Below are 23,599 nucleotides of genomic sequence, written 5' to 3'. Positions count from 1 at the left end.
AGAAACATTTGAAGCAGGAAGTGCTGTATACTAAGGGAATCGGGTGTTTTCATCAGGATAGCATCGATTCCTTTTTCTTATGATTCAGCACATAGCTCATGCTGCTGCAGGATCAGAAACTGTCTGATAAAATCATAACATCCTGTGATTTTAAATGATTCTTGAAAGCTTTTCCTGTATTTCATGCCACATTTGCGGTATAATTCACATAACAAACCTATTTTTGTGTAAAGTGGGGACTGTTAAGGAGAGGATGTTTTCTATGCTTCAGATAAAAAATATATACAAACAATATCAGACAGGCAGTTTGATCCAGAAGGCATTGGATGGCGTTAGCCTGAATCTGCGTGATAATGAGTTTGTCGCTATACTGGGACCGAGCGGCTCCGGTAAAACGACGCTTTTGAATATCATCGGAGGACTGGATCGTTATGATCAGGGAGATTTGATCATCAACGGAATTTCAACAAAGAAATACCGTGACAGAGATTGGGATTCGTATCGAAATCATACCATCGGTTTTGTGTTTCAAAGCTATAATCTGATACCGCACCAGACAGTGCTGGCCAATGTTGAGCTTGCATTGACGATTTCCGGTATATCCAAGGCCGAGCGAAGAGAAAAGGCCAGAAAGGCTCTGGAGGAGGTTGGACTTGGCAATCAGGGGCATAAAAAGCCGAATCAGATGTCAGGCGGACAGATGCAGCGTGTTGCCATAGCGCGTGCACTGGTGAATGATCCGGATATCCTGCTGGCGGATGAGCCGACCGGAGCTTTGGACAGTGAAACAAGTGTACAGGTAATGAATCTGCTGAAGGAGGTTGCCAAGGATCGCCTGGTCGTCATGGTAACCCACAATCCGGAGCTGGCACAGGATTATGCGACCCGTATCGTATCGCTGCGGGATGGCAGGATTCGCAGTGATTCCAATCCCTATGCAGTAAGCGAGGAAGGGCTGGAACCGCCCAAGCATGAAACTATGGGGAAGTCCTCCATGTCCTTTCTGACCTCACTGTCGCTGAGCTTTAATAATCTTCGTACCAAAAAGGCGAGAACCATTCTGACCTCCTTTGCCGGTTCGATCGGAATTATCGGAATCGCACTGATCCTTTCCCTTTCCAACGGTGTGAATCAGTATATTCAATCCATTGAGGAAGAAACCCTGTCTGAATATCCGCTGCAAATTCAGAGTACAGGCTTTGATATCACATCCATGATGACAGATGCCCATCCCGGCCAAAAGCAGGGGGATGATGAGGAAGACAAAATTCATGTTTCTCAAATGATTACGAACATGTTTTCAAAAATCGGCTCCAATGATCTGACATCACTGAAGCAGTATCTGGACAGCGGAAAAACCGATATCGAGGAACATACCAATTCGATTGAATACACCTACACAGTGGCTCCGCAGATTTACAGCACGAAAACGGATACTGTGCGTCAGGTACATCCGGATACCTCCTTTTCCTCACTGGGCTTTGGCTCCTCCAGCAACACCAACAGCATGATGTCCTCCATGATGAGCACGGATGTGTTTTATCAGATGCCGCAGGATACCGGGCTGTATGAGGATCAATACGATATCAAGGCAGGGAGATGGCCGAAGCAGTATAATGAATGTGTACTCGTTCTGACAAAGAATGGCAATATCAATGATTTTATGCTGTACACACTGGGGCTTCGCGACTATAAGGAGCTTGACAAAATGGTGGAGCAGTTCTCCAGAGATGAGAAGGTAAACGTTCCGGATGAGAGCCGCTCCTACAGCTATGAGGAGCTTGTGGGAACCACCTATAAGCTTGTCGATGCCGCTGATTATTATGTATATGATAAAACCTATCATGTGTATAAGGATAAAACAGAAGATAAGAAATATATGAAGCAGCTGGTTCAAAACGGTGAAGATGTAAAAATCGTCGGTGTAGTTCAGCCAAGCAGCTCAGCGACCGCGACGATGCTGAAGGCAGGAATCGGCTATCCGGCCGAGCTGACGATGCATGTGATCGAACAGGCCAAGAACAGTGAAATCGTGAAGAAACAGCTGGCAAAGCCGAATACGGATGTATTTACCGGGAAGTCATTTACAGACAAAAGCAGCAAAGCATTCGATATGAATTCGTTATTCACGGTGGATACACAGATGCTGAAGCAGGCCTTTTCCTTTGATCAGAGTAAGCTGAATATGGATATGTCCAAGCTTGATCTCAGTGGTATCAAGATGGATATGTCCAAGCTGCCGCAGATTGATTTTCAAGGGATCCTGTCCAGTCTTGATGTTCAGATTTCACAGGAGCAGCTGCAGTCGCTGGCAACGGCATTGCAGACGGATTTTCAGAAATATATGGTCGAGCATGCACTGCTTGATCCCACCAGGATGAATGAATATTTCCTTGCCTATCTGCAGAGCGATTCTGCACAGGCGCTGATTCAGAAGGAAATGAGCACGCTGCTACAGCAAAGCGGATTGACCGGGCAGTTTGAAGCACAGCTGCAGAAGCAGATGCAGACGATCATGACACAGTATACATCCACACTCACAGCACAGCTGCAAAAGGAATTGAGCACACAGCTGCAGAGCCAGCTTGGAAATCTTGCAAGCAGTATGCAGGATGCAATTCAGATCGACGCAAGCGTATTTTCCAAGGCAATCAAAATGAATATGAATGAAGAAGAGCTTTCCGAGCTGATGATGTCCCTTATGACCACAGAGGTCTCCTCCTATGACGGTAATTTAAAAAATCTGGGATATGCCGATCTGGATAAGCCGGGCGGCATCAGCATCTATCCGAAGAATTTTGAAAGTAAGCAGAAGGTGATCGATGTACTGGATGGCTATAATGCAAATATGGAGAAGGTGGATGAGGACAAGGTGATTTCCTATACCGATTATGTGGGTACACTGATGTCCTCGGTGACTGATATTATCAATGTTATCAGCTATGTACTGATCGCCTTTGTCGCCATCTCACTTGTGGTATCGTCCATCATGATTGGTGTTATCACCTATATCAGTGTACTGGAACGAAAGAAGGAAATCGGTATTCTGCGTGCAATCGGTGCCTCCAAGAAAAATATTTCGCAGGTATTCAATGCGGAGACATTCATCATTGGTCTGCTGGCAGGTCTGCTTGGAATCATAATCACCCTGCTGCTGCTCATACCTGGCAATATGCTCATTCACCATCTGGCAGGAAATGTGGAGGTCAGTGCTGCTTTACCGCTGGCAGGCGGTGTCATATTGATTGTCCTGAGTGTCATTCTGACACTGATTGGCGGTTTGATCCCATCGAAGAAGGCGGCTCAGGAGGATCCGGTTACCGCCCTGCGTACAGAATAAGCTGATTGTTATATAGAATTTCAGAATTTTCAATGAAACAGAAATACAGCTGTGTGTGAGTATACTCCCGCAGCTTTTTTTATCAGGCTGACGATGTGCATTGTTTTTTTAAAGACTGAAATTCTCATACCATCATATATCTGCTCTCCTGATCACAGCAAATATACATAAAGCATAACCTTTGCGAAGCATTTGTTTTTTTTATGTTAGTTTTATAGCTTAAATTATAACCTATTTGATAAAAAAAGAGCTTTTTTATTGCCTTAAGAAAGCAAAAACGGTTATAATTTTACAGTAATGCTGCATATGGTTATCTGTGCAGCTCTTACAGAGAAAGGGATGGAGAGTTATGAAACGATGGTTTTCCCTGATCCTGGCTGGATGTATGCTGATGCAACTAACACTTGGTTCTTCTTCCGGCTATATGAAGGCTGAAACAGAGTCTGAAGGACCTGCAGAAGTGTCAGATGAAGTGCAGGTGCAGAATGTGGAACCGCAACCGGAAGCAGCTGTAGAACAGGAACAGCCGGTACAGAATGTTTCGGAGGAAGAAACGCAGACGCAGGATCAAAAAGATGAGAAACCACGAACAACTCCCATAGAACAAAATAGCAATGAGGGCAAAGAGGAGCCTGTTCGAAAACAGATCAACGGCAGTATTACCGTTTCTTTTTTAACAGGTAAAGGATTGTCTGAGCGTCAGAGCTTTCAACTGACGCTGAAGCACGGCAGTGAGGAGGAAACAAGAACTGCTGTTCTGGAGGCTGCGCAGGGAGCTTCCGCTGTATCTGCTGTTTTCGAAAATCTTCCGAAAGGCACCTATACGCTGCAGGTGGCTGCGAAAGGGTATCGAACATATGAGCAGATATTTCAGATGGACGGGTATGATCAAAGCATTCAGCTGTATCTTGGTACAGCACCGCAGCTGTTTGAGGATGTACAGCCGGGATTGCTGGCATATGCGGCATCGAATGTACAAATCAAGGATTTCGTAGATGCGCTGGATCGGGGAAGTGCGGACAGCATTTATGATATCAATCAGGATGGAACGGTGGATCTTGCGGATTTACAGAGGCTCTATGATGAGCGCAGGGAATATAAGCAGCAAACCTCCGCTATAGAACGAAGAGTTCCAAAAAGCGCTGTAGGTGTTTCCATTGAAGCGGGAACGCAACTCGTTTCCGGAAAGCTGGAGGATGTATTGGCTGCGGAATCTGCTGTGACGTTGAAACATGCCGACGGACAGGCGATCAGCACAGACCATCCGTTGCAGCTGACCTTTGATTTTCAGCAGAATGAAAACCCGATCCGCATGGAAGGCTTTACCATTCAGGCACCGCTTGAGAGTGTAAACAAAATTGCGGATGGAATGATTCTTGTTGAAATCGAGGGACAGGATGAGCCGTTGCAGGTGCCAATTGTAAATTACTACCGTTCCCGTCGTGCTGCGTCCTCTCCTTATGTGGAAATGGATGTGAGGGGAAATCTGATTGTGCATCTCGGTGATCAGATTGCAGTGAAAAAGGTGACGATTAAGGTAACCAAAACGACACAGGCGCAGGGTAGTCTGGTCGAGATTTCCAAGGTTGAATTTCTAAATGACATGGAAACACGTATTCCGGAGCCGGAGATGAATATACCGAAAAATCTGCAGGGAACTGCCGGAGATAAAAAATTCACAGTTTCATGGACTCCGGAGAGAAACGTAACGGGCTATGAGGTGCGAATTGAGGCAGACGGATACCGTGAGGTTGTCAAAACAACGGTACCAAGTGTGACCGTCACACAATTTAAAAAGGACAAGCTGGAAAACAAAAAGGAGTATATGGTTTCTGTACAGTCTGTGAACTGTGATTGGAAAAGCGGGTATTCTGCACCGATAACATTGACGCCACAGACCAGCAGTAAGCCGGCAGCACCGGATGATGTAAAGGCGTCCGGCGGTTACCGCTCCATAAGCTTATCCTGGAAAAACATGAAGGATACAGATGGCTATCATGTATTCTACAAAGAAGAGATCGGAGATTCCTTTACAAAAATCAGCAATATCACAAAAACAAGTTACACGCTGGAAGGTTTAAAGGATGAAACCACGTATATTCTGTACGTCACGGGTGTTAATGAACTGGGAGAGGGTCCAGGCTCCATGAAGGTTAAGGCATCCACGCTAAGTGTAAAGCGTGCGCAGATGCCTTCCTATAAGCTGATCAATGATTCCAACGGAGAAGGAAAGCTCACACAGCATATCGTCTCTGCAAAGCATGTTGTCGGAAGCATGGTAAACAGCAGTCTGGATACAGATGCCCAAAGTGCCAACGGTCTTGTGGATGACAGCTATGAGTCCTACTATCGTTTAGAGGACTGGGATGACGCGGTCAGCTATCACCAGTGGCAGTGGGGGACTACCGTACAGCTGGATCAGGAGTATACAATGGATCGCTTCACACTGGCTGCACCGATGGATACGGTCGGCTATGGAGCTGCGGCAATCTACTATTGGGACAGTGAACAGAATAAGGAAGTACAGGCATCGAATGTTCGCATACAACAGAAGGATGACGGACAGGGAAGAAAATATTATGTGATCAAGCTGGCAAAGCCGATTAAGACAAGCCGCGTGCGTTTTGGTCTGACTACATCCGGCGGTGTAAGAAACATCATGGTGGCAGAAATCCGTTTCTTCCAATACGATTCTCTGGAATCGGATATTCAGGCATTATTTGCTGATGATCTTCATCTGACACTGGCAAAGGATGTGGACACAGAGCTTCTGAATACACTGCAGCAGCGTCTTGACACCAAGGATCATGGAGAATATCATCCGGATCAAAAAGCACTGCAGGTGGAACTGGATACAGCGAAGCAGCTGTATGCGGAACAGGATACGCTGAACGATACGATTGCAGTACATGCCAATCTTCGCTCAAACAAAGATTCCGGTATCTCTGTAGGTGGTCTGAATGCATGGCAGCCGCTGGGTATCAGTGCTTATGCAGGACAGGAGCTGGTCATTTATGTAGGAAATCCGGGAATGAAAACCGGGCAGAACAGTTCCCTGAGTCTTGTTGCAACACAGCAGCATGCGGAGGCAAGCGGATTTGCCAAGACGGTCGGCAATTTGAAAATCGGCAGAAATGAAATAACGATTCCGCAGATTACTTCTACCGATGTTGAAAAGGGTGGCGCGCTCTATCTTCAATATAACGGAAACAAGGACACGGATCAGTATGCGGTAAGAGTCAGCTCAGGCACAAGGGTTCCAACGCTTGATCTGTATCAGGTAAAGGATAAAGAAGAACGGATGAAAAGAATCCGTACCTACATCGAAGAGCTGCAAGACTTTGTCCCGAATTTGCAGCAGCAGCATGAGAAAGATCATAAAACAGAGGGCAATGAGCAGGTATCCTATGCATACGACGAGAAAACGTGTGCTTTGAATATCACGGATATCATGCTGGATCAGATGATGTATTCCATACCGGCATCTCAGGTTTGGAATGCGGTGAATGACGGCTCTGTAGAGGCAGGCGCTGAAAAGCTGAATGCTTCCCTTAACGCAATGGATGACATGATGACGCTTTTCTATCAGCATAAGGGACTCACTGATAACTTTAAGGAAGGTACTGCACAAAATGTGAAGGACAAGAATCATTTACCTGCACAGCATTTGAATATTTGATACATGAAAATGTTTGACGGCGCCTTTATGTATGCTTCCGGCAATCATATCGGTGTGGAATGGGGTTCCACACGCGGACTGGTGAACAGCAAGCCGGTAGAGGTTGATGAAAACGGAAAGAAAATCGGGGTTGGAACATACTTCGGCTGGGGCATTGCTCATGAAATCGGACATAACATCAATCAGGGAAGCTATGCAATTGCTGAAATCACAAATAATTATTTCTCCCTTCTGGCACAGGCAGATGAGACGAATAACGGTGTGCGGTTCAAATATGAGGATGTATACAAAAAAGTAACATCCAATGTAACGGGGCGGAGTGACAATGTATTCACACAGCTTGGAATGTACTGGCAGCTGCATCTGGCATATGATCACGGATATAATTACAGAACCTATGCGGATTATGATGAAATATTCAAAAATCTGTTCTTTGCGCGCGTAGACAGCTATGCAAGAAATACAGCATTGGCACCTGCTCCTAATGGTATCAAGCTGACACTTGGCAAGGATGCCGAGCAGAATATCATGCGGTTGGCGAGTGCTGCGGCAGAAAAGGATTTGAGTGACTTCTTCCAGCGCTGGGGTATGGTGATGGATGCGGATACCAAAGCATATATGCAGCAGTTTGAAAAGGAAGCACGCGCCATCTATTATGTAAATGATGAAGCACGTGCCTATGAAATCGAGCATGGCGCAAGTGAAGGTATCAGCGGCAGGGATGTTGCCACTGCATCTGTTTCAAAGAATGATCGCTCCAGTGTAACACTGACACTGGGCAATACTGCAGATCAGGCAGATGCAATTCTCGGTTATGAAATTGTAAGAACGACCTATGATCAGGGAAAGCAAAAGGACGAGGTTGTCGGATTTACCATGGACAACAAATTCACAGATCAGCTGGGTCCAGTAAGCAACCGCTCTGTTTCCTATAAGGTGACTGCGTTTGATAAATTCCTGAACCGCTCAGCGGCCGTACAGGTTTCTCCAGTCAAGGTAGAGGGTGACGGCAGTCAGGTTAAGGACAGCTGGACCATCACGACGAATATGCTGTCAAAAGATGATGAACAGAAGCCGGCAGAAGGCGAGGATCCATGTGCTCCACAGCTGAAATCAGCGGCATACCGCATGATTGATGACGGCACGGCAGAAGAAAACACCTATATCGGTGCATCTACAAATGCGGATCCGCAGATTACGATCAATATGGGGAAAACCACGGAAGTGACAGCCCTGCGTTATCACCGCGGTACGGATGAACGTTATGATATGACAGATTACAGGATTGAAATCAGTCAGGATGGCAAAACATTTAAAAAGCTTAAAGAAGGAACCTTCGACTTTAAGGATGATGTGGCAACTGTCTATTTCCAAAATGCGGACAACGACCCATGGATAGTAACCTATGATGCTGTTTATGTACGTATCACTGCCTTAAACAAGAAAAACAGCACACTGGTCATTCCGGAATTGGATATTCTGGGACCAACGGGTGATAATATCGAATTTTATAATGAGGAAGCGGCAGAGACAGCGTCAATCGGTATTCTGAAAGAAGATGTTATCCTTCAGGAGAAAGATGAAACGCATGAGGAACAGAAGATTGAAAAGGGATCTCTGATTTTTACAGGAACTTATAAGGGAAACCCGGCTTATAATGTCGTTATGCTGTATGATGAAGCAGGAAATATTATCGGCGGAACAGACGCAGAGGGTTCTCTGATTGCCAATCAGGTTATTTTTGCCCCAAATCCACAGAATGCATTGCTTGGTGAGGTTTCCGAGGGTACCTGGGTATACTGGATTGCAGAAAAAGATTTGAACAGTGAGCAGCTGCCTGAAAAAGTCCGTGCAGAGCTGTATCGTGTAGACAATGCCCTGACCAATGAGGGACAGCGGCTGGTCAGCGATACCCTGCTCGTCAAGATTCCGGAGATTTTGCCGGAAATCACATTGACAAAATAATACTGAAAAGCAAGGAAAAGAAAGGAGAAGGCTGATGAAAACATGGCTGCAGCGAGGAGTATCCCTGTTACTGATTTGCCTGCTGGCAGGTCCCATCGCCATCCAGGCGGATACGATTGAAAAAATTATCCTTACCGCGAAGGAGAATCAGGTAGAGGCTGTACTCATACCATCCGATACCAAGGATACGATACGTTCCTTACAACTGAGCTTTCAGATCAAGGCGAAGCAGGGGAAGGTACTGAAAGAACATGTACAGTTCAGGTTTCACCGTGATATCAAAAGCGATGTACAGGAATGGCGCTATCAGGAGGATACCGGGAGGCTGACCATCTATCTTTCCGGTGATGAGCATCTGTATGCACAGGATGAATTGCATCTTGGAATGGTGGAATTGAAGCTTGCCGCTGGAACTAAGGCGGAAGTAAGTGTAATCGAAGACAGTCTGAAAACCGTAAACGATGTATATGCGGTCAATGAGGTATCCGGTATGGATGCAATCGCACCGGTTACGATAGAAAAAGCAGGTTCCGGTGATAACAATGTGCCTTCAGAAACTCCGGATACAAATAAACCGCAGGAGAATGACAAGGAAAGTACGCCGGAAGGAAAACCGGACATTCCGGATACGGGTAAACCTGATAACTCTCAGGAGAACACACCTCTTGATGCTTCAAAGGCAGATACATCTGAGAAAGCTCAGAATAAGGGAAGTGTGGAAAAAGCGGAAAAGGGTGTCGATACGGGTGATAAAACACAGGCGCAGATATACGCATTAGGCATGCTCGGTGCTCTTGTGGCAGGCGGTATCCTCTTGATTTTGAAAAAGAAAAAAGAACTGCAAATCAAGTAAAGAAGGAGAGGGTCAAGGGAATTCAATATGGTTTCCCTGACTCTTTTTTTACAGTTTGCTTAAGCTGGATATCTTGTATCATGTGCTTTCCTTATGGTAAGCAGCAAAGAAGCGATTTGCAGGTTTCTCCATGCGATATGCTGTACAGTCGCTGTCGCAGTAATGATATTTGTGTCATGCAGAGGCTATTTAGAAAGACAATACGCCTTTATGAAATAATTTTCAGTATTGATGACATTATTTTCATAAAACTGTGAAAATTTATTGACATCCATGCATTCACCCCGTATAATTTCAATAAGCCTACTAAAACACTAGGTATTTGAAAGAGAGGGAGCAATATGAAAGAGAAAGCATATAAATTTGAAACCCTGCAGCTGCATGCCGGACAGGAGGAGCCAGACAGCGCAACCGATGCAAGAGCAGTACCGATCTATGCGACAACATCCTATGTATTCAAAGATTCCGAGCAGGCAGCACAGCGTTTCGCCTTACGTGAGGGGGGCAATATCTACAGCCGTCTGATGAATCCGACATCGGATGTGTTTGAACAGCGGATGGCCGCGTTGGAGAATGGCGCTGCGGCTTTGGCTACGGCATCCGGGTCTGCGGCAATCGATTATGCAATCCGCAATATCGTGACCTGCGGCGATCATATCGTTTCCTCCTCTACGGTCTACGGGGGAACCTATAATCTGTTTGCCAACACACTGACAGACAGCGGCATCACGACTTCGTTTGTGGACGGAAGTGATCCGAAAAACTTTGAAGAAGCCATTCAGGATAATACAAAGGCTGTGTATCTGGAATCCCTTGGAAATCCGAATGCGGATATCATCGATCTGGAGGCTGTTTCAGAAATCGCCCATCGTCATGGTATTCCGGTGATTGTCGATAACACATTTGCCACACCGTTTTTATTCCGTCCGCTCGAGCACGGAGCGGATATCGTTGTCCATTCCGCAACCAAGTTCATCGGCGGACATGGCACGGTTATGGGCGGTGTCATTGTGGACGGAGGACGCTTTGACTGGGCACAGAACGATAAATTCCCGGGGCTGTCAAAACCTAATCCTTCCTATCACGGCATTGTCTTTACGCAAGCCGTGGGGAATATCGCCTATATCATGAAGATCCGGACTACATTGATGCGTGATCAGGGAGCATGTCTGTCCCCGTTCAATTCATTTCTGCTGCTGCAGGGGCTGGAGACATTATCTCTGCGTGTGGAACGCCACGTAGAAAATGCAGGAAAGGTCGTTGACTTTCTGCAGAAGCAGCCTAAGGTGGCTGCGGTGCATCATCCCTCTCTTGCACAGGGGAGAGAGAAAGAACTGTATGATCGCTATTATCCAAAGGGAGGCGCATCCATCTTCACCTTTGAGATAAAGGGAAGTGAGGAACAGGCGAGAACCTTCACGGAATCTCTGTCCGTTTTCTCGCTGCTTGCAAATGTGGCGGACGTGAAATCCCTTGTAATTCATCCGGCCTCCACAACCCATTCACAGATGAGTGCACAGGAGCTGGCAGCTGTTAAAATCACACCGCAGACTGTACGGCTTTCCATTGGCACTGAGCATATTGACGATATACTGGAAGACCTGCGGCAGGGATTCACAGCTATATCAGCTGGCAAATAAAATGACAGATGTGCATTTCTTGTGTATAATAATTCACAGAGAAAGTGAGGACATACGATATGACATGGATGTGCAGTATTTGTGGATACACCTATGACGGTGAGGATTTCACAAAGGAAGCGGATGATTATCTGTGCCCGTTATGCGACAGCGGAAAAGAGAGCTTCCAGCAGCGTGATCTGGCAACGGAAATCACAGCAGCAACCAATCAGTATTTTGCGGTCAAGGAAGAAAAATAAAAATCTGATCTGCATACAAAAAAAGGTGTCATCACTTATGTGTTATCTAAGTGTTTGACACCCTTTTTCTGTTCCTATACAGTCTGCACTCCTGACCAGCTTTTCGATGCGGGAATGCGGAAAGGAACCCAGGCAGAGAAGGGAGCTTTCCAGACGGTCCTCCTCGGTGAAAGTGGGTATGCGGGAAAAATAGGAAATCAGCTCGCAATATGTGTGATAGGTTTTCTGCAGCTGTCCCTTTCCAGCCTGTGTAAGACAGATGCTCTGATAGCTTTTTTTCTCAATCAAACCTTCACTGATCAGCTTTTGTAGCATACGGCTGGCAGCCGGCAGTGAGATGGACAGCTTTCTTGCGATATCCACGCAGTGCAGGCATTCCTGCTCCTGAAACAACTCATACAGGGCGATGTAATAGTGAACGCGGCGATTATAGCTGATATCACTCATACGCTTCATACCCCAATGCTTGAATGGCTTGAAACAGCTCCTCTTTATTGAGCGGATGATTGCTGTATACATCGACAACTTCCTTTTGAAGATTTACAAGGGCAGCCGTATCCTGCATCTGATTAAGTCTGTGTTCAATGCTTGCCGCGCAGCTTTCACAATGCATACCGTGTATATGATACTGCTCATGTATTGCATATTGATCCGTCTGTACGCTGTCTCTGAATACAGGTCCGCCGCCACCGCAGCAGCCGTTTTTTATTCTTTTTCTTGACCGATGGAAGGCAAAGACAATATACAAAACGAGTAGTATGAGTATGATGATGGTTGCCATCATCTCACCCCCTTTTTCAGATGAAGTTTAACACGGCTAACAAAATGTGTCAATGCCATTTCCTGTATGCAATCGCTCTTGCCGTATGCAGAAGGGGATGCGAAAACCTGTTGTATCCATTTTCTGCTTGCCTGCTTGATGAACGCATTCCTTATGATAAGCATGCTCTTTTTATAAGCTGCCTGCGCTCACATACTGCGATGATCTCTATCAGAATATGCTAAGAGCAGCCTTACAAGGACTCATAAAAGCATTCAAAAACATAGGATAGAAAAAAAGGATGTAAAAAGAGCGATAAGTGGCTTTAGAGGACACATACGATAAGCGATCACAAAATAGAAAGAAGAATCATGCTTTCAGAAAAGGAACGTCGTAAGAAGGAATGCAAAAAAGCTTCAAAAGAGATTGACATACGGAGCCCTGATGAAGTATACTTATTCCATAAGTTAGATTAAGATAACTTAATAGGCAGAGGGATTCCTCTGTTTCTTATTAGAACTATAGTTAGACTAATCTAACATAAAGGAGGAAACATCGTGTCGTTTGTTGAACTGATTGCATACTATGCAGCACCAACATTGGAGGGTATGAAGCCTTCCTGTCTGTTCAGCTGCAGAGATAGTGAAGTTGGAAATGTAGAAGAATTTGTTCTGGCATATAACCGCTGTCTGAATCCAAAACGGATTTATCTTCAGATTATGAAGCATTCACCTGATTTCAAGCTGATCCTCGTATATCACAAGGATCTTCTGGATACGCATCTGTGTCAGGAGGATATACAGCAGTTTCTGTCTGCTTTCGGATACGGCTTTGTGACGACCAGACAGGCGCTTTATCATCTGCAGGAACATATGTGCAAGGAATGCTTTCCTCATGAAATCGGTGTCTTTCTCGGATATCCGCTGGATGATGTTGTGTCGTTTATACAGAACAACGGAAAAAATTATCAGGAAATCGGATACTGGAAGATTTATCACAATCTCTCCCGTGCGAGAAAAACAACGGCACGCTTTCTGCAGAGCATGGAATGTACTCTGGAAAAACTGCAGGAAGGCATTCCTCTGGAACAGCTGATAACAGCTTAGGAAAGGATGGAATCACATGAATATTCTTATCGCATACTGGTCAGGAACCGGAAATACAGAGGCTATGGCAAATGCTGTTGCACAGGGCGTTGAAAAGGCAGGAAAGCATGCTGATGTCGTTCATGTCGCAGATCAGCCGGATGTATCCGCATATGATTACATTATCTTCGGATGTCCTGCCATGGGCGCGGAGGTACTGGAGGAGTCAGAATTTGAACCCTTCTTCATGCAGGCAGAAGGAACTCTGATGAATAAAAAGGTTGCGCTGTTTGGCTCCTACGGATGGGGCAGCGGTGAATGGATGCAGAGCTGGGAGGAACGTGTGGAAGCAGCCGGAGCCAATCTGTTTGAAAACGGACTGATTATAAATTACACACCGGATGCTGACGGCCTGGATGCCTGTGAGTCCTTGGGAGAACGCTTCGCCAATGCATAAAAACGTGTGCAGATCATTCGGTCTGCATTTCGTTTAGAAAGCCTTTGATAAAATCGTTTCTTTACAGTTATCTTCGGGCATATTCCTTGACAGTCGAAGACTGAAAGGGCATACAAGGAAAAAACTGGTTGACAGGCATGTTAGCCTGTGCTAATATTTGGGTGTGAAAGGTTAGCGTTTGCTAACAAAGGAGGTTGACATATGGTACTGACAGCTGCACCGATTGGAAAAAACTTTCAAATCGCAAAGGTGAATGGTAAGGATGAGGTTCGCAGTCATCTGGCGGCACTTGGTTTTGTAGAGGGTGCTGACGTAAGCGTGGTGAATGAGCTGAGCGGCAATGTCATCATCCATGTAAAGGATACACGGATTGCATTGGATAAGAGCCTGTCCAACCGCATCCATGTGAAATAGGAGGGAAATGAGCATGACATTAAAGGAAGTAAAACCTGGAAACAGTGTCACGATCCGCAGACTAAATTCTACCGGGCCGGTTAAGAAAAAGCTGATGGATATGGGACTTACCAAAAACACGGAAGTGTATATCCGCAAGGTTGCTCCGCTGGGAGATCCAATCGAGCTTACCGTGCGCGGTTATGAGCTGAGTATCCGTAAGGCGGATGCGGCACTGATCGAAGTGGAATAACATGTATTTTTTTTGAAGATTGAGTTAGGTTAAACTAACAGAGGAGGGAGATTATGTACAGAATCGCATTGGCTGGAAATCCAAACTGTGGAAAGACAACGATGTTCAATGCACTGACAGGCAGTAACCAATATGTAGGCAACTGGCCGGGCGTAACCGTAGAGAAAAAAGAAGGGAAGCTGAAGGGTCATAAAGATATCGTGATTACCGACCTTCCGGGTATCTATTCCCTGTCACCGTATTCTCTGGATGAAGTGGTGGCAAGAAACTATCTGGTGGAAGAACAGCCGGATTTGATTATCAATATTATCGATGCAACAAATCTGGAGAGAAATCTGTATCTGACAACACAGCTGCAGGAAACGGGTATTCCGGTTGTTGCGGCACTGAATATGATGGATTTGATGCAGCAGAATAAAACAGAAGTGAACACATGTAAGCTGTCTGATCTGTTAAATATTCCGGTTGTGGAGGTATCCGCATTGAAAAACCGCGGACTGGATGAACTGATTCAGAAAGCAGTCGGTATGCTCAGTAACAAACATACTGCCTTTACCAATATTTACGAAGGACTGCTGAAGGATTGTCTGCTGAAAATTGCTGATCTGAGCGCCGTGCAGGCAAAGGGAGCCAGCAGCTTCTGGTATGCGGTGAAATATCTGGAAAATGATGAGAAAATTATGACATCCGCACCGCTAAACAGTACAGACAGCAGCATCGTAAATGCTTTGCGTAAGGAGCTGGAGGATAGCTATGACGATGATGCCGAAAGCATTATCACCAATGAACGCTATGAATACATCGCTAAGCTGATGAAGCAGACCTATGTGAAAAAGCACAGCGGTATGAATGTATCTGACCGTATTGACCGTTTTGTTACCAACCGCTGGCTCGCATTGCCGATCTTCGCTGTGGTGATGTATCTGGTATACTATGTATCCGTAACGACGGTTGGTACGTATGTGACGGACTGGACAAATGATGTGCTGTTTGGAGATATCATTCCTCCTGCTGTGACTTCCTTTCTGGAAGGCATTGGAACTGCAGGCTGGCTGGTTTCTCTGCTTGTCGATGGTATCATTGCCGGTATCGGGGCAGTTCTCGGCTTTGTTCCGCAGATGCTGGTGCTCTTCCTGTTTCTGGCGATTCTGGAAGACTGCGGCTATATGGCACGTATCGCCTTTATCATGGACCGTATTTTCCGCAAATTCGGATTATCCGGTAAATCCTTTATTCCGATGCTGATCGGAACCGGCTGCGGTGTGCCGGGCATCATGGCAAGCCGTACGATTGAAAGTGAAAAGGATCGCCGTATGACGATCATGACAACGACCTTCATTCCATGCAGCGCCAAGCTTCCTATTATTGCACTGATTGCCGGAGCGCTGTTCCACGGAGCAAGCTGGGTGGCACCGAGCGCATATTTTGTCGGCATTGCTGCCATCATATTATCTGGTATCATGTTGAAGAAAACACGTATGTTTGCAGGTGATCCGTCACCGTTTGTCATGGAGCTTCCTGCCTACCACGTTCCAAAGACTTTGAATGTTCTTCGCAGCATGTGGGAGCGCGGATGGAGTTTTATCAAGAAAGCGGGAAGCATTATTCTGCTGTCTACGATCTTTATCTGGTTTACTTCCAACTTCGGCTTCGTAAACGGAGGCTTCACCATGCTGGAAGAATCGCAGCTAAACGAAAGCTTCCTGGCGAATCTGGGCTCTGCGATTGCACCGCTGTTTGCACCGCTGGGCTGGGGAGACTGGCAGGCATCCGTTGCCGCAATTACCGGTCTGGTCGCAAAGGAAAATGTCGTGGCTACCTTTGGTATCCTGTACGGCTTTGCCGAAGTGGCAGAGGATGGATCAGAAATCTGGGGAACGCTGGCAGCAAGCTTCACGGTTGCAGCAGCATACTCCTTCCTGGTATTCAATCTGCTGTGCGCACCATGCTTTGCCGCAATCGGTGCGATCAAGCGTGAAATGAACAATGCGAAATGGACGATCTTCGCTGTCGCTTATCAGTGTGTATTCGCCTATGTGATTGCCTTTATGATCTTCCAGTTCGCAACCTTCTTTACAACCGGCGTATTCGGGATCGGTCTGATCATCGCTCTGCTTTTCCTGCTGGTTATGCTGTATCTGCTGTTTCGTCCGGAATCTAAAAAACAGGTGCATCTTGAAAAAGTAAAGGTCAATGCCTGACACCAAGAAAGAGAGGATTGATGAAGGATGGCTACCATTATCATTTCATTACTTTTGCTGCTGCTGATCATCCTTGCACTGCGGTCGATTCGCAAAGAGGAATCCTGCAGTGGGGGATGCAGCGGCTGTTCAAAAGGCTGTAAAAGCGGACAAGCTCTGTATGAGGCCTATCAGCAGGGAGAAAAGCAGCAGGTATGATATAGAAATCTTATCGCTGCTGTCTTCGCATTCGCGGCTTTCAATCGTATTGAAAAGGGGAATCGAGCTGCTGTTGCTGCATATCACAGCACTGGATTTCCCTGTTTTTATAGCATCGTCACCGCATGAGAACCTTATCCTGTATGAGTATGCTATCCTTCCTTCATGCACCAAAAGCCATGCGCCAATAGGGGATGTGAAAGCAGTGGGACAGTGTGATGGATCTATTGCCCGAGGTGCTCATCATTGGAAAACGTCAATGGTGTACAAGAAGACAGGGCCATCGCATAGCAGGTGTCAGGATATGTTTATAGTGTGTGCAGCTTTCATGGCTGTATACAAGAAATAATGAAAAAAAGAATTGACAGTAAGCGATACCAATGATATTATTTACCCGTAAAAAGTGAATACTTCGTGGTGTGTTACTGTTATCAATAACAGGCATTAACTATTTGAGAAGATGGATTACCGAGTAAAGGCGGAGTCTGTCCAATCGAAGAGTGATGCCTGTTTTTTTTGCATTGCGAAGGATTCAAAAAAAGAAAGGTAGGAGAAAAAATGGTAGGAATTATTCTTGCAAGTCACGGTGATTTTGCGAAAGGCATTCTGCAATCCGGGGAAATGATTTTCGGAACGCAGCCCGATGTAAAAGCAGTAACACTGCAGCCAAGTGAAGGACCGGATGACATTCGCGCAAAAATGGAAGAAGCAATCACTACATTCGAAAATCCTGAACAGGTCCTGTTCATGGTAGACCTCTGGGGCGGTACACCGTTCAATCAGACAAGTGGACTGATCAACGGACATGAAGACACATGGGCTGTCGTTACAGGATTGAATCTGCCGATGCTGATTGAAGCATTTGCATCCAGAATGTCAATGGAATCCGCACAGGAGATTGCCGCACATGTATATGGGGTGGCAAAGGAAGGGGTTCGATTGCTTCCGGAGGCACTGGAGCCTGCACAGGAAAAACAGGCAGCTGAGCCGGTGACGCCGCAGGGAGCGATTCCTGAGGGAACCGTAATCGGAGACGGCCATATCAAATATGTGCTGGCACGTATTGATTCCCGTCTGCTGCATGGACAGGTAGCCACAGCATGGACAAAAACCGTGAAGCCAACGCGTATCATCGTGGTTTCCGACGGTGTAGCAAAGGATGAGCTGCGAAAAAACCTGATTGAACAGGCGGCTCCTCCGGGTGTGAAGGCCAATGTTGTTCCGGTTGATAAAATGATTCAGGTCGCAAAGGACCCGCGCTTTGGAAATACGAAGGCGATGCTGCTGTTTGAAACACCGCAGGATGCGCTTCGTGCCATTGAAGGCGGCGTGGATGTGAAGGAGCTGAATATCGGTTCCATGGCACATTCCGTCGGAAAGATTGCAGTGAGCAAGGTGCTGTCTCTTGGCAGGGACGATGTCAAAACCTTTGAAAAGCTGAAAGCAAAGGGAATTCAGTTTGATGTGCGTAAGGTACCAAACGATTCCAAAGAAAATATGGACGATATTATAAAGAAAGCCAAAGCAGAGCTGGCTTAAGGAACAGGAGGAAATCATAATGTCAATTATTACTATTTTACTAATCGTTCTTGTTGCTCTTCTGGCTGGTATGGAAGGGGTACTGGATGAATTTCAGTTCCATCAGCCACTGGTAGCATGTACGCTGATCGGTATTGTGAGCGGTCATATGAAGGAAGGTATCATTTTAGGAGGCTCCCTGCAGATGATGGCGCTGGGATGGGCAAACGTTGGAGCAGCGATTGCTCCGGATGCCGCCCTGGCTTCTGTTGCATCGGCAATCATCATGGTATTGGGATTGCAGGGTGGAGCAACCGATGTAAATAACGCAATTTCCACTTCCATTGCTGTTGCCGTACCGCTGTCCGTAGCAGGTCTGTTTTTAACAATGATCTGCCGTACTATTGCGATTCCAATGGTTCACTTTATGGATGCCGCTGCTGAAAAGGGAAATATCCGCATGATGGAGGTATGGCAGATGCTTGCTATCCTGCTGCAGGGTGTACGTATCGCGATTCCTGCTGCCGCCCTGTGTGTTGTATCTCCGGGTGTTGTTACGGATGTTTTGAATCAGATGCCATCCTGGCTGTCCGGTGGTATGGCAGTCGGTGGAGGAATGGTTGCCGCAGTAGGGTATGCCATGGTTATCAACATGATGGCAACAAAGGAAACCTGGCCGTTCTTCGCTCTGGGCTTTGTGCTAGCTGCACTGAACCAGCTGACGCTGATCGCACTGGGCGTAATCGGGGTTGTCATTGCACTGATTTATCTGGGACTGAAGGAGCACGGTGGTTCCAATAACGGCGGAGGAAGCAGTAATACCGGTGATCCGCTTGGCGATATATTGAATGATTATTGATCTTGAAGGAGGAAGAAAACATGGAGAAAATTACATTATCGAAAAAAGATCGTTTGTCAGTTGCATGGCGTCATCAGTTCCTTCAGGGTTCCTGGAATTATGAACGTATGCAGAATGGCGGCTGGTGTTATTCCATCATCCCTGCCATTAAAAAGCTGTATCCGAATAAGGATGATCAGATTGCCGCATTGAAGCGTCATATGGAATTCTATAATACGCATCCTTATGTGTCTGCACCGGTTATGGGTGTAACGCTGGCACTTGAAGAGGAGCGTGCCAACGGTGTGTCTGTGGATGATGCGGCAATACAGGGTGTCAAGGTCGGTATGATGGGACCGCTGGCAGGTGTCGGAGATCCGGTATTCTGGTTTACCCTGCGTCCGATTCTGGGAGCGCTTGGCGCATCCCTGGCATTGTCCGGAAACATCATCGGACCACTGCTGTTCTTTGTGGCATGGAATGTGATCCGCTGGGCCTTTATCTGGTATACACAGGAGTTCGGCTACAAGGTGGGAACCTCTATTGTAAAGGATCTTTCCGGTGGTCTGCTTGGTAAAATAACAAGCGGGGCATCCATTCTGGGTATGTTTATCATCGGATCTCTTGTACAGCGCTGGGTAAGCATTTCCTTTACACCGGTTGTATCTACGGTTACACAGTCAAAGGGAGCGTTCATTGACTGGGATAACCTGTCCAGCGGCATTGACGGTGTACGTGAGGCTATTACGCAGTATGATGCACTGGGAAGCACCGGCTTAAATGTGGAAAAGGTGACAACCCTGCAGCAGAATCTGGATCAGCTGATTCCGGGACTGGCAGCATTGCTGCTGACGCTGCTGTGCTGCTGGCTGTTAAAGAAAAAGGTATCACCGATCATCATTATCATAGCTTTATTCATCGTAGGTATTCTGGCACGTCTTGGCGGCGTGATGTAGGAGCCGTTTAAAAAGGTTGCATAGCTTCGCGGCAGAGGAGGAAATCAGATATGGTACAGTCAAGAAACACAACGGTGGATTATACAGTCAAGGGTATTTCCTATATGGGATTATCAGCGTATGGGAAGATCATGGTAGGGGATCGGGCCTTCGAGTTTTATAATGATCGCAATGTGAAGGATTATATTCAGATTCCCTGGGACGAGGTGGATACCATCGTTGCTTCTGTATTGTTCAAAGGCAGAAAGATTTCACGCTTTGCAGTCATGACAAAAAGCAGCGGTACATTCTCCTTCTCCTCCCGCGACAACAAAGCCCTGCTGCGTGCGGTCGCAAACTATGTAGACAAAGAGCGGATGGTGCGTTCCCTGAGCTTCCTTGATGTCACCAAACGAAGTATCAGACGCATCGTTCACAGAAAAAAAGAGGATCAGGCATCCTGCTGATACAGCGTGCTTACAAAAAGGGTTTCAACAGAAATGTTGACTCCCTTTTTCAGCATATGGGTACATGTGAATAGTAAAGAAATACAGGCGGAATATGGAAATCGAATGTTGTTTTTTCCTTTACAATATCTTCCAAACTTGGTACCATATTATATATGGTTTGGTTGTAAGGAGAAAGGAGTGTATGAATTCGCTATACGGGCGACTCATACAGAAGATATATGAAAGATCGTATGCTCAATGTTCTGCAGCGGGTGGGAAGAAGCTTTATGCTGCCGATTGCCATACTTCCGGTTGCGGGTCTGCTGCTGGGAATCGGGGAGTCACTCAGCAATCCCAATATGATCGCTGCCTATGGATTGCAATGGCTTTTGGGTGAAGGAACATTCTTCTATATGATATTCAAGGTGATGAGCAATGCCGGCAATATCGTATTTACGAATCTGCCCCTGATTTTTGCTATGGGGGTGGCACTGGGGATGGCGAAGAAGGAAAAGGAGGTCGCAGTTCTTGCATCCGCGATCAGCTTTTTCATCATGCATACCTCCATCGCTACGATGCTGGAGCTTACGGATATGGCGGCATCGCTTCCGGAAGGCTCTGTAACTTCAGTGACCGGCATCACCTCTTTACAGATGGGGATGTTTGGCGGTGTCCTTGTAGGGCTTGGTACGGCTGCACTGCACAATCGTTTTTATAAAATTCAGCTTCCGCGCATTCTGAGCTTCTTTGGAGGTACACGCTTTGTGCCCATCATCTGCTCCATCGTCTATCTGCTGGTCGGCATTCTGATGTTCTATATCTGGCCGGTTTTACAGGAGGGGATTTATATGCTTGGGGATATCGTGCAACGCTCCGGGTATTACGGAACCTTTCTTTACGGGGTGATCGAGCGCGCACTGATTCCCTTCGGGCTCCATCATGTCTTTTATCTTCCGTTCTGGCAGACGGCAGTTGGCGGTACGATGGAAATTGCGGGAGTCAGTGTGCAGGGAGCACAGAATATCTTCTTTGCTCAGCTTGCGGATCCCAATACCGTACGCTTCAGCGTAGAGGCAACGCGCTTCATGTCCGGTAAATTTCCGCTGATGATGTTCGGTCTTCCCGGAGCTGCCCTTGCCATGTATCACTGTGCTTTGCCCAAAAAACAGAAAATTGCCGGAGGACTGCTGATTTCCGCTGCGCTTACGAGTATGCTGACCGGTATCACCGAGCCACTGGAATATACCTTTCTGTTTGCGGCCCCGCTGCTTTATGTCATACACTGTGTACTGGCAGGCTGTGCATTTATGCTCATGCATATGCTGCAGGTCGGTGTTGGCTTAACCTTTTCCGGAGGATTGATCGATCTGTTTTTGTTTGGCATTCTTCAGGGAAATGCAAAAACCAACTGGATTATGATCGTCGTTGTCGGCGTTTTCTATTTTATCATCTACTATGTGCTGTTCACCTTTCTGATCAAAAGGTTCGATTTCAAGACACCGGGAAGAGAAAGCGAATCACAGGAAATAAAAGTCAGCGAGAGGCTTGCGGTGGTGGAGAAAACGGATGAAGGACAGCAAACAGAGAAAAAAGATAGCGATGCAGATGCCCTGTCCTCTTTGATCTGTGCAGGACTTGGAGGAAAGGACAATATCATAAGTCTGGACTGCTGTGCGACAAGACTTCATGTGGCGATGAAGGATCCAATGCAGATGGATGATATATTGCTGCAGGCAAGCGGAGCTGCCGGTATCTATAAGAAAAGTCGCGGTCTGCAGATTATCTACGGTCCCCGTGTGACGATTATAAAATCGGATTTGGAGGATTATCTGTTACGTCAGGCAGGTAAGGAATAAGTGTATAAGGAAACGGGTTTTAGGAAAGGGGGACATTTATGTATACCGTTGTAAAAACATTAAACAACAACAGTGTACTGGTACAGGATGCATCCGGTGTATCCATGATATTCCTGGGGAAGGGGATTGGCTTCGGAAAGAAAAACGGGGATTCCATCACCCTGGGTGCGGGCGTGGAGCTGTATCGGTTCACGGAAACAAATGATCATGGGGATGCCATGGAAATCATACAGGAGGTCAATCCAGTCTTCATTGAGGTCGCAGGCAGAATTTTGCAGCTTGCGCAGGCCAGATTTCATGAGGTTGATAAAAACATATTGCTGCCGCTGGCGGATCATATCGCTTTTTCCATTGAGCGGATGAAGGCAAATATGGATATTTCCAATCCCTTCGCCAGTGAAATCGCTCTGCTTTACCGGGAGGAATATGAGGTCGCCTTGCAGGGAAAGGCAATTATCGAGGAAATGTGCGGCTATACGATCAATGAAGGAGAAATCGGCTATATCACGCTGCACGTGCATTCCGCAAGAGGGGAAGACAAGGTTTCAGAGGCGATGCAGACAGCGGTTATCATACGCGACAGTATCGAAGAGGTGGAGCGGGACTATGGGATTTCAATCGATACCAATTCCATGTCTTATACCCGTTTGATGAATCATATGAAGTTTCTGATGCTGCGGCTACAATCGGATGAGGAGCTGCAGATGGATGTTGGCGATTATGTATCGAAGCAGTTTCCCTATGCCTACAAAACGGCGCAGAAAATCTGTGAGGAGCTGCGCAAGGTCTATCATAAGGATATTCCGGAAACAGAAATCGGATATCTTGCCCTGCATATCGAGCGGGTTCGTACCAGTGAAATGAAAAAGCTGAAGGAACGCATTGCTGGATAGCATACATATATGAGCGTATGTTTACATTTGCGGGTGATTGCTTCACG

At 46.4% G+C, this 23,599-nt stretch carries 20 protein-coding genes; 18 read left to right on the top strand and 2 right to left on the bottom strand.

The features are described from left to right. Positions 1-262 precede the first annotated feature (262 nt). From ACESPQ_RS09290 to ACESPQ_RS09265, 6 genes are all read left to right on the top strand, one after another. Positions 263-3,340 carry an ABC transporter ATP-binding protein/permease gene (locus ACESPQ_RS09290; protein ID WP_002610511.1) on the top strand — a complete coding sequence of 1,026 codons (3,078 nt, stop codon included), beginning with the start codon at positions 263-265 and terminating at the stop codon, positions 3,338-3,340. A 349-nt stretch (positions 3,341-3,689) separates the two neighbouring features. Beyond that, positions 3,690-7,019: a fibronectin type III domain-containing protein gene (locus ACESPQ_RS09285; RefSeq protein WP_373144290.1), complete on the top strand. Its 3,330-nt coding sequence runs from the start codon at positions 3,690-3,692 to the stop codon at positions 7,017-7,019. A gap of 3 nt (positions 7,020-7,022) precedes the next feature. Then, positions 7,023-8,984 (top strand): M60 family metallopeptidase, encoded by a 1,962-nt coding sequence (locus ACESPQ_RS09280; protein WP_373144288.1) that lies wholly within the window; start codon positions 7,023-7,025, stop codon positions 8,982-8,984. A 34-nt stretch (positions 8,985-9,018) separates the two neighbouring features. Further along, positions 9,019-9,837 carry an LPXTG cell wall anchor domain-containing protein gene (locus tag ACESPQ_RS09275; protein ID WP_002610516.1) on the top strand — a complete coding sequence of 273 codons (819 nt, stop codon included), beginning with the start codon at positions 9,019-9,021 and terminating at the stop codon, positions 9,835-9,837. Positions 9,838-10,178: 341 nt separating this feature from the next. Continuing rightward, positions 10,179-11,477, top strand: a complete 1,299-nt coding sequence (locus tag ACESPQ_RS09270; protein WP_002610518.1) for an O-acetylhomoserine aminocarboxypropyltransferase/cysteine synthase family protein — start codon at positions 10,179-10,181, stop codon at positions 11,475-11,477. Positions 11,478-11,536: 59 nt separating this feature from the next. Next, positions 11,537-11,716, top strand: coding sequence for a rubredoxin-like domain-containing protein (locus ACESPQ_RS09265; protein ID WP_002610519.1), 180 nt, complete (start codon positions 11,537-11,539; stop codon positions 11,714-11,716). Positions 11,717-11,758: 42 nt separating this feature from the next. Here ACESPQ_RS09265 and ACESPQ_RS09260 read toward each other — a convergent pair whose 3' ends face one another. Next, the gene (locus ACESPQ_RS09260) at positions 11,759-12,163 is read right to left on the bottom strand and encodes a winged helix-turn-helix transcriptional regulator (protein ID WP_233105410.1); all 405 of its coding nucleotides are present in this window, start codon (positions 12,161-12,163) and stop codon (positions 11,759-11,761) included. Then, complete coding sequence (locus ACESPQ_RS09255) at positions 12,156-12,497, bottom strand: FeoB-associated Cys-rich membrane protein (protein WP_002610522.1); 342 nt, start codon at positions 12,495-12,497, stop codon at positions 12,156-12,158. Before ACESPQ_RS09255 ends, ACESPQ_RS09260 begins: the two co-directional genes overlap by 8 nt. A gap of 536 nt (positions 12,498-13,033) precedes the next feature. Here ACESPQ_RS09255 and ACESPQ_RS09250 point away from each other — a divergent pair. The 12 genes from ACESPQ_RS09250 to ACESPQ_RS09195 all read left to right on the top strand — a co-directional run bounded on the left by ACESPQ_RS09250 (position 13,034) and on the right by ACESPQ_RS09195 (position 23,552). Further along, positions 13,034-13,582, top strand: coding sequence for a DUF3793 family protein (locus ACESPQ_RS09250; RefSeq protein ID WP_002610524.1), 549 nt, complete (start codon positions 13,034-13,036; stop codon positions 13,580-13,582). A gap of 16 nt (positions 13,583-13,598) precedes the next feature. After that, complete coding sequence (locus tag ACESPQ_RS09245; RefSeq protein ID WP_002610526.1) at positions 13,599-14,018, top strand: flavodoxin; 420 nt, start codon at positions 13,599-13,601, stop codon at positions 14,016-14,018. Between the two features lie 201 nt (positions 14,019-14,219). After that, on the top strand, positions 14,220-14,432 hold the full coding sequence (locus ACESPQ_RS09240; protein WP_002610528.1) for a FeoA family protein: 213 nt from the start codon (positions 14,220-14,222) through the stop codon (positions 14,430-14,432). 13 nt (positions 14,433-14,445) lie between these two features. Further along, complete coding sequence (locus ACESPQ_RS09235) at positions 14,446-14,664, top strand: FeoA family protein (protein WP_002610530.1); 219 nt, start codon at positions 14,446-14,448, stop codon at positions 14,662-14,664. Between the two features lie 53 nt (positions 14,665-14,717). Beyond that, on the top strand, positions 14,718-16,865 hold the full coding sequence (gene feoB / locus ACESPQ_RS09230; protein ID WP_008728796.1) for a ferrous iron transport protein B: 2,148 nt from the start codon (positions 14,718-14,720) through the stop codon (positions 16,863-16,865). A 27-nt stretch (positions 16,866-16,892) separates the two neighbouring features. Further along, a complete protein-coding gene (locus tag ACESPQ_RS09225; RefSeq protein ID WP_002610534.1) occupies positions 16,893-17,063 on the top strand; it encodes a FeoB-associated Cys-rich membrane protein in 171 nt (56 codons plus the stop codon). Positions 17,064-17,621: 558 nt separating this feature from the next. Continuing rightward, the gene (locus ACESPQ_RS09220) at positions 17,622-18,602 is read left to right on the top strand and encodes a PTS sugar transporter subunit IIB (RefSeq protein WP_118001929.1); all 981 of its coding nucleotides are present in this window, start codon (positions 17,622-17,624) and stop codon (positions 18,600-18,602) included. Positions 18,603-18,621: 19 nt separating this feature from the next. Further along, positions 18,622-19,440, top strand: coding sequence for a PTS mannose/fructose/sorbose transporter subunit IIC (locus tag ACESPQ_RS09215; protein ID WP_002610537.1), 819 nt, complete (start codon positions 18,622-18,624; stop codon positions 19,438-19,440). 20 nt (positions 19,441-19,460) lie between these two features. Further along, positions 19,461-20,375, top strand: a complete 915-nt coding sequence (locus tag ACESPQ_RS09210; protein ID WP_002610539.1) for a PTS system mannose/fructose/sorbose family transporter subunit IID — start codon at positions 19,461-19,463, stop codon at positions 20,373-20,375. Between the two features lie 50 nt (positions 20,376-20,425). Continuing rightward, positions 20,426-20,821, top strand: a complete 396-nt coding sequence (locus ACESPQ_RS09205; RefSeq protein WP_002610541.1) for a DUF956 family protein — start codon at positions 20,426-20,428, stop codon at positions 20,819-20,821. A gap of 221 nt (positions 20,822-21,042) precedes the next feature. Further along, positions 21,043-22,659: a PTS transporter subunit EIIC gene (locus tag ACESPQ_RS09200; RefSeq protein ID WP_257376805.1), complete on the top strand. Its 1,617-nt coding sequence runs from the start codon at positions 21,043-21,045 to the stop codon at positions 22,657-22,659. A gap of 38 nt (positions 22,660-22,697) precedes the next feature. After that, on the top strand, positions 22,698-23,552 hold the full coding sequence (locus ACESPQ_RS09195; protein ID WP_002610544.1) for a PRD domain-containing protein: 855 nt from the start codon (positions 22,698-22,700) through the stop codon (positions 23,550-23,552). Positions 23,553-23,599: the final 47 nt, after the last annotated feature.

The organism is Clostridium sp. HGF2 (assembly GCF_964240115.1).
Taxonomy (GTDB): domain Bacteria; phylum Bacillota_I; class Bacilli_A; order Erysipelotrichales; family Erysipelotrichaceae; genus Clostridium_AQ; species Clostridium_AQ innocuum.
Note: the sequence above shows the minus strand (reverse complement) of the source record. Positions and strands in the feature narration are given on the sequence as shown.

Bases quoted from the DNA above. Each gene is read 5' to 3' on its own strand.
- ACESPQ_RS09290 (WP_002610511.1), top strand. From the start codon at position 263: ATGCTTCAGATAAAAAATATATACAAACAATATCAGACAGGCAGTTTG.
- ACESPQ_RS09285 (WP_373144290.1), top strand. From the start codon at position 3,690: ATGAAACGATGGTTTTCCCTGATCCTGGCTGGATGTATGCTGATGCAA.
- ACESPQ_RS09280 (WP_373144288.1), top strand. From the start codon at position 7,023: ATGAAAATGTTTGACGGCGCCTTTATGTATGCTTCCGGCAATCATATC.
- ACESPQ_RS09275 (WP_002610516.1), top strand. From the start codon at position 9,019: ATGAAAACATGGCTGCAGCGAGGAGTATCCCTGTTACTGATTTGCCTG.
- ACESPQ_RS09270 (WP_002610518.1), top strand. From the start codon at position 10,179: ATGAAAGAGAAAGCATATAAATTTGAAACCCTGCAGCTGCATGCCGGA.
- ACESPQ_RS09265 (WP_002610519.1), top strand. From the start codon at position 11,537: ATGACATGGATGTGCAGTATTTGTGGATACACCTATGACGGTGAGGAT.
- ACESPQ_RS09260 (WP_233105410.1), bottom strand. From the start codon at position 12,163: ATGAGTGATATCAGCTATAATCGCCGCGTTCACTATTACATCGCCCTG.
- ACESPQ_RS09255 (WP_002610522.1), bottom strand. From the start codon at position 12,497: ATGGCAACCATCATCATACTCATACTACTCGTTTTGTATATTGTCTTT.
- ACESPQ_RS09245 (WP_002610526.1), top strand. From the start codon at position 13,599: ATGAATATTCTTATCGCATACTGGTCAGGAACCGGAAATACAGAGGCT.
- ACESPQ_RS09240 (WP_002610528.1), top strand. From the start codon at position 14,220: ATGGTACTGACAGCTGCACCGATTGGAAAAAACTTTCAAATCGCAAAG.
- ACESPQ_RS09235 (WP_002610530.1), top strand. From the start codon at position 14,446: ATGACATTAAAGGAAGTAAAACCTGGAAACAGTGTCACGATCCGCAGA.
- feoB (WP_008728796.1), top strand. From the start codon at position 14,718: ATGTACAGAATCGCATTGGCTGGAAATCCAAACTGTGGAAAGACAACG.
- ACESPQ_RS09225 (WP_002610534.1), top strand. From the start codon at position 16,893: ATGGCTACCATTATCATTTCATTACTTTTGCTGCTGCTGATCATCCTT.
- ACESPQ_RS09220 (WP_118001929.1), top strand. From the start codon at position 17,622: ATGGTAGGAATTATTCTTGCAAGTCACGGTGATTTTGCGAAAGGCATT.
- ACESPQ_RS09215 (WP_002610537.1), top strand. From the start codon at position 18,622: ATGTCAATTATTACTATTTTACTAATCGTTCTTGTTGCTCTTCTGGCT.
- ACESPQ_RS09210 (WP_002610539.1), top strand. From the start codon at position 19,461: ATGGAGAAAATTACATTATCGAAAAAAGATCGTTTGTCAGTTGCATGG.
- ACESPQ_RS09205 (WP_002610541.1), top strand. From the start codon at position 20,426: ATGGTACAGTCAAGAAACACAACGGTGGATTATACAGTCAAGGGTATT.
- ACESPQ_RS09200 (WP_257376805.1), top strand. From the start codon at position 21,043: ATGAAAGATCGTATGCTCAATGTTCTGCAGCGGGTGGGAAGAAGCTTT.
- ACESPQ_RS09195 (WP_002610544.1), top strand. From the start codon at position 22,698: ATGTATACCGTTGTAAAAACATTAAACAACAACAGTGTACTGGTACAG.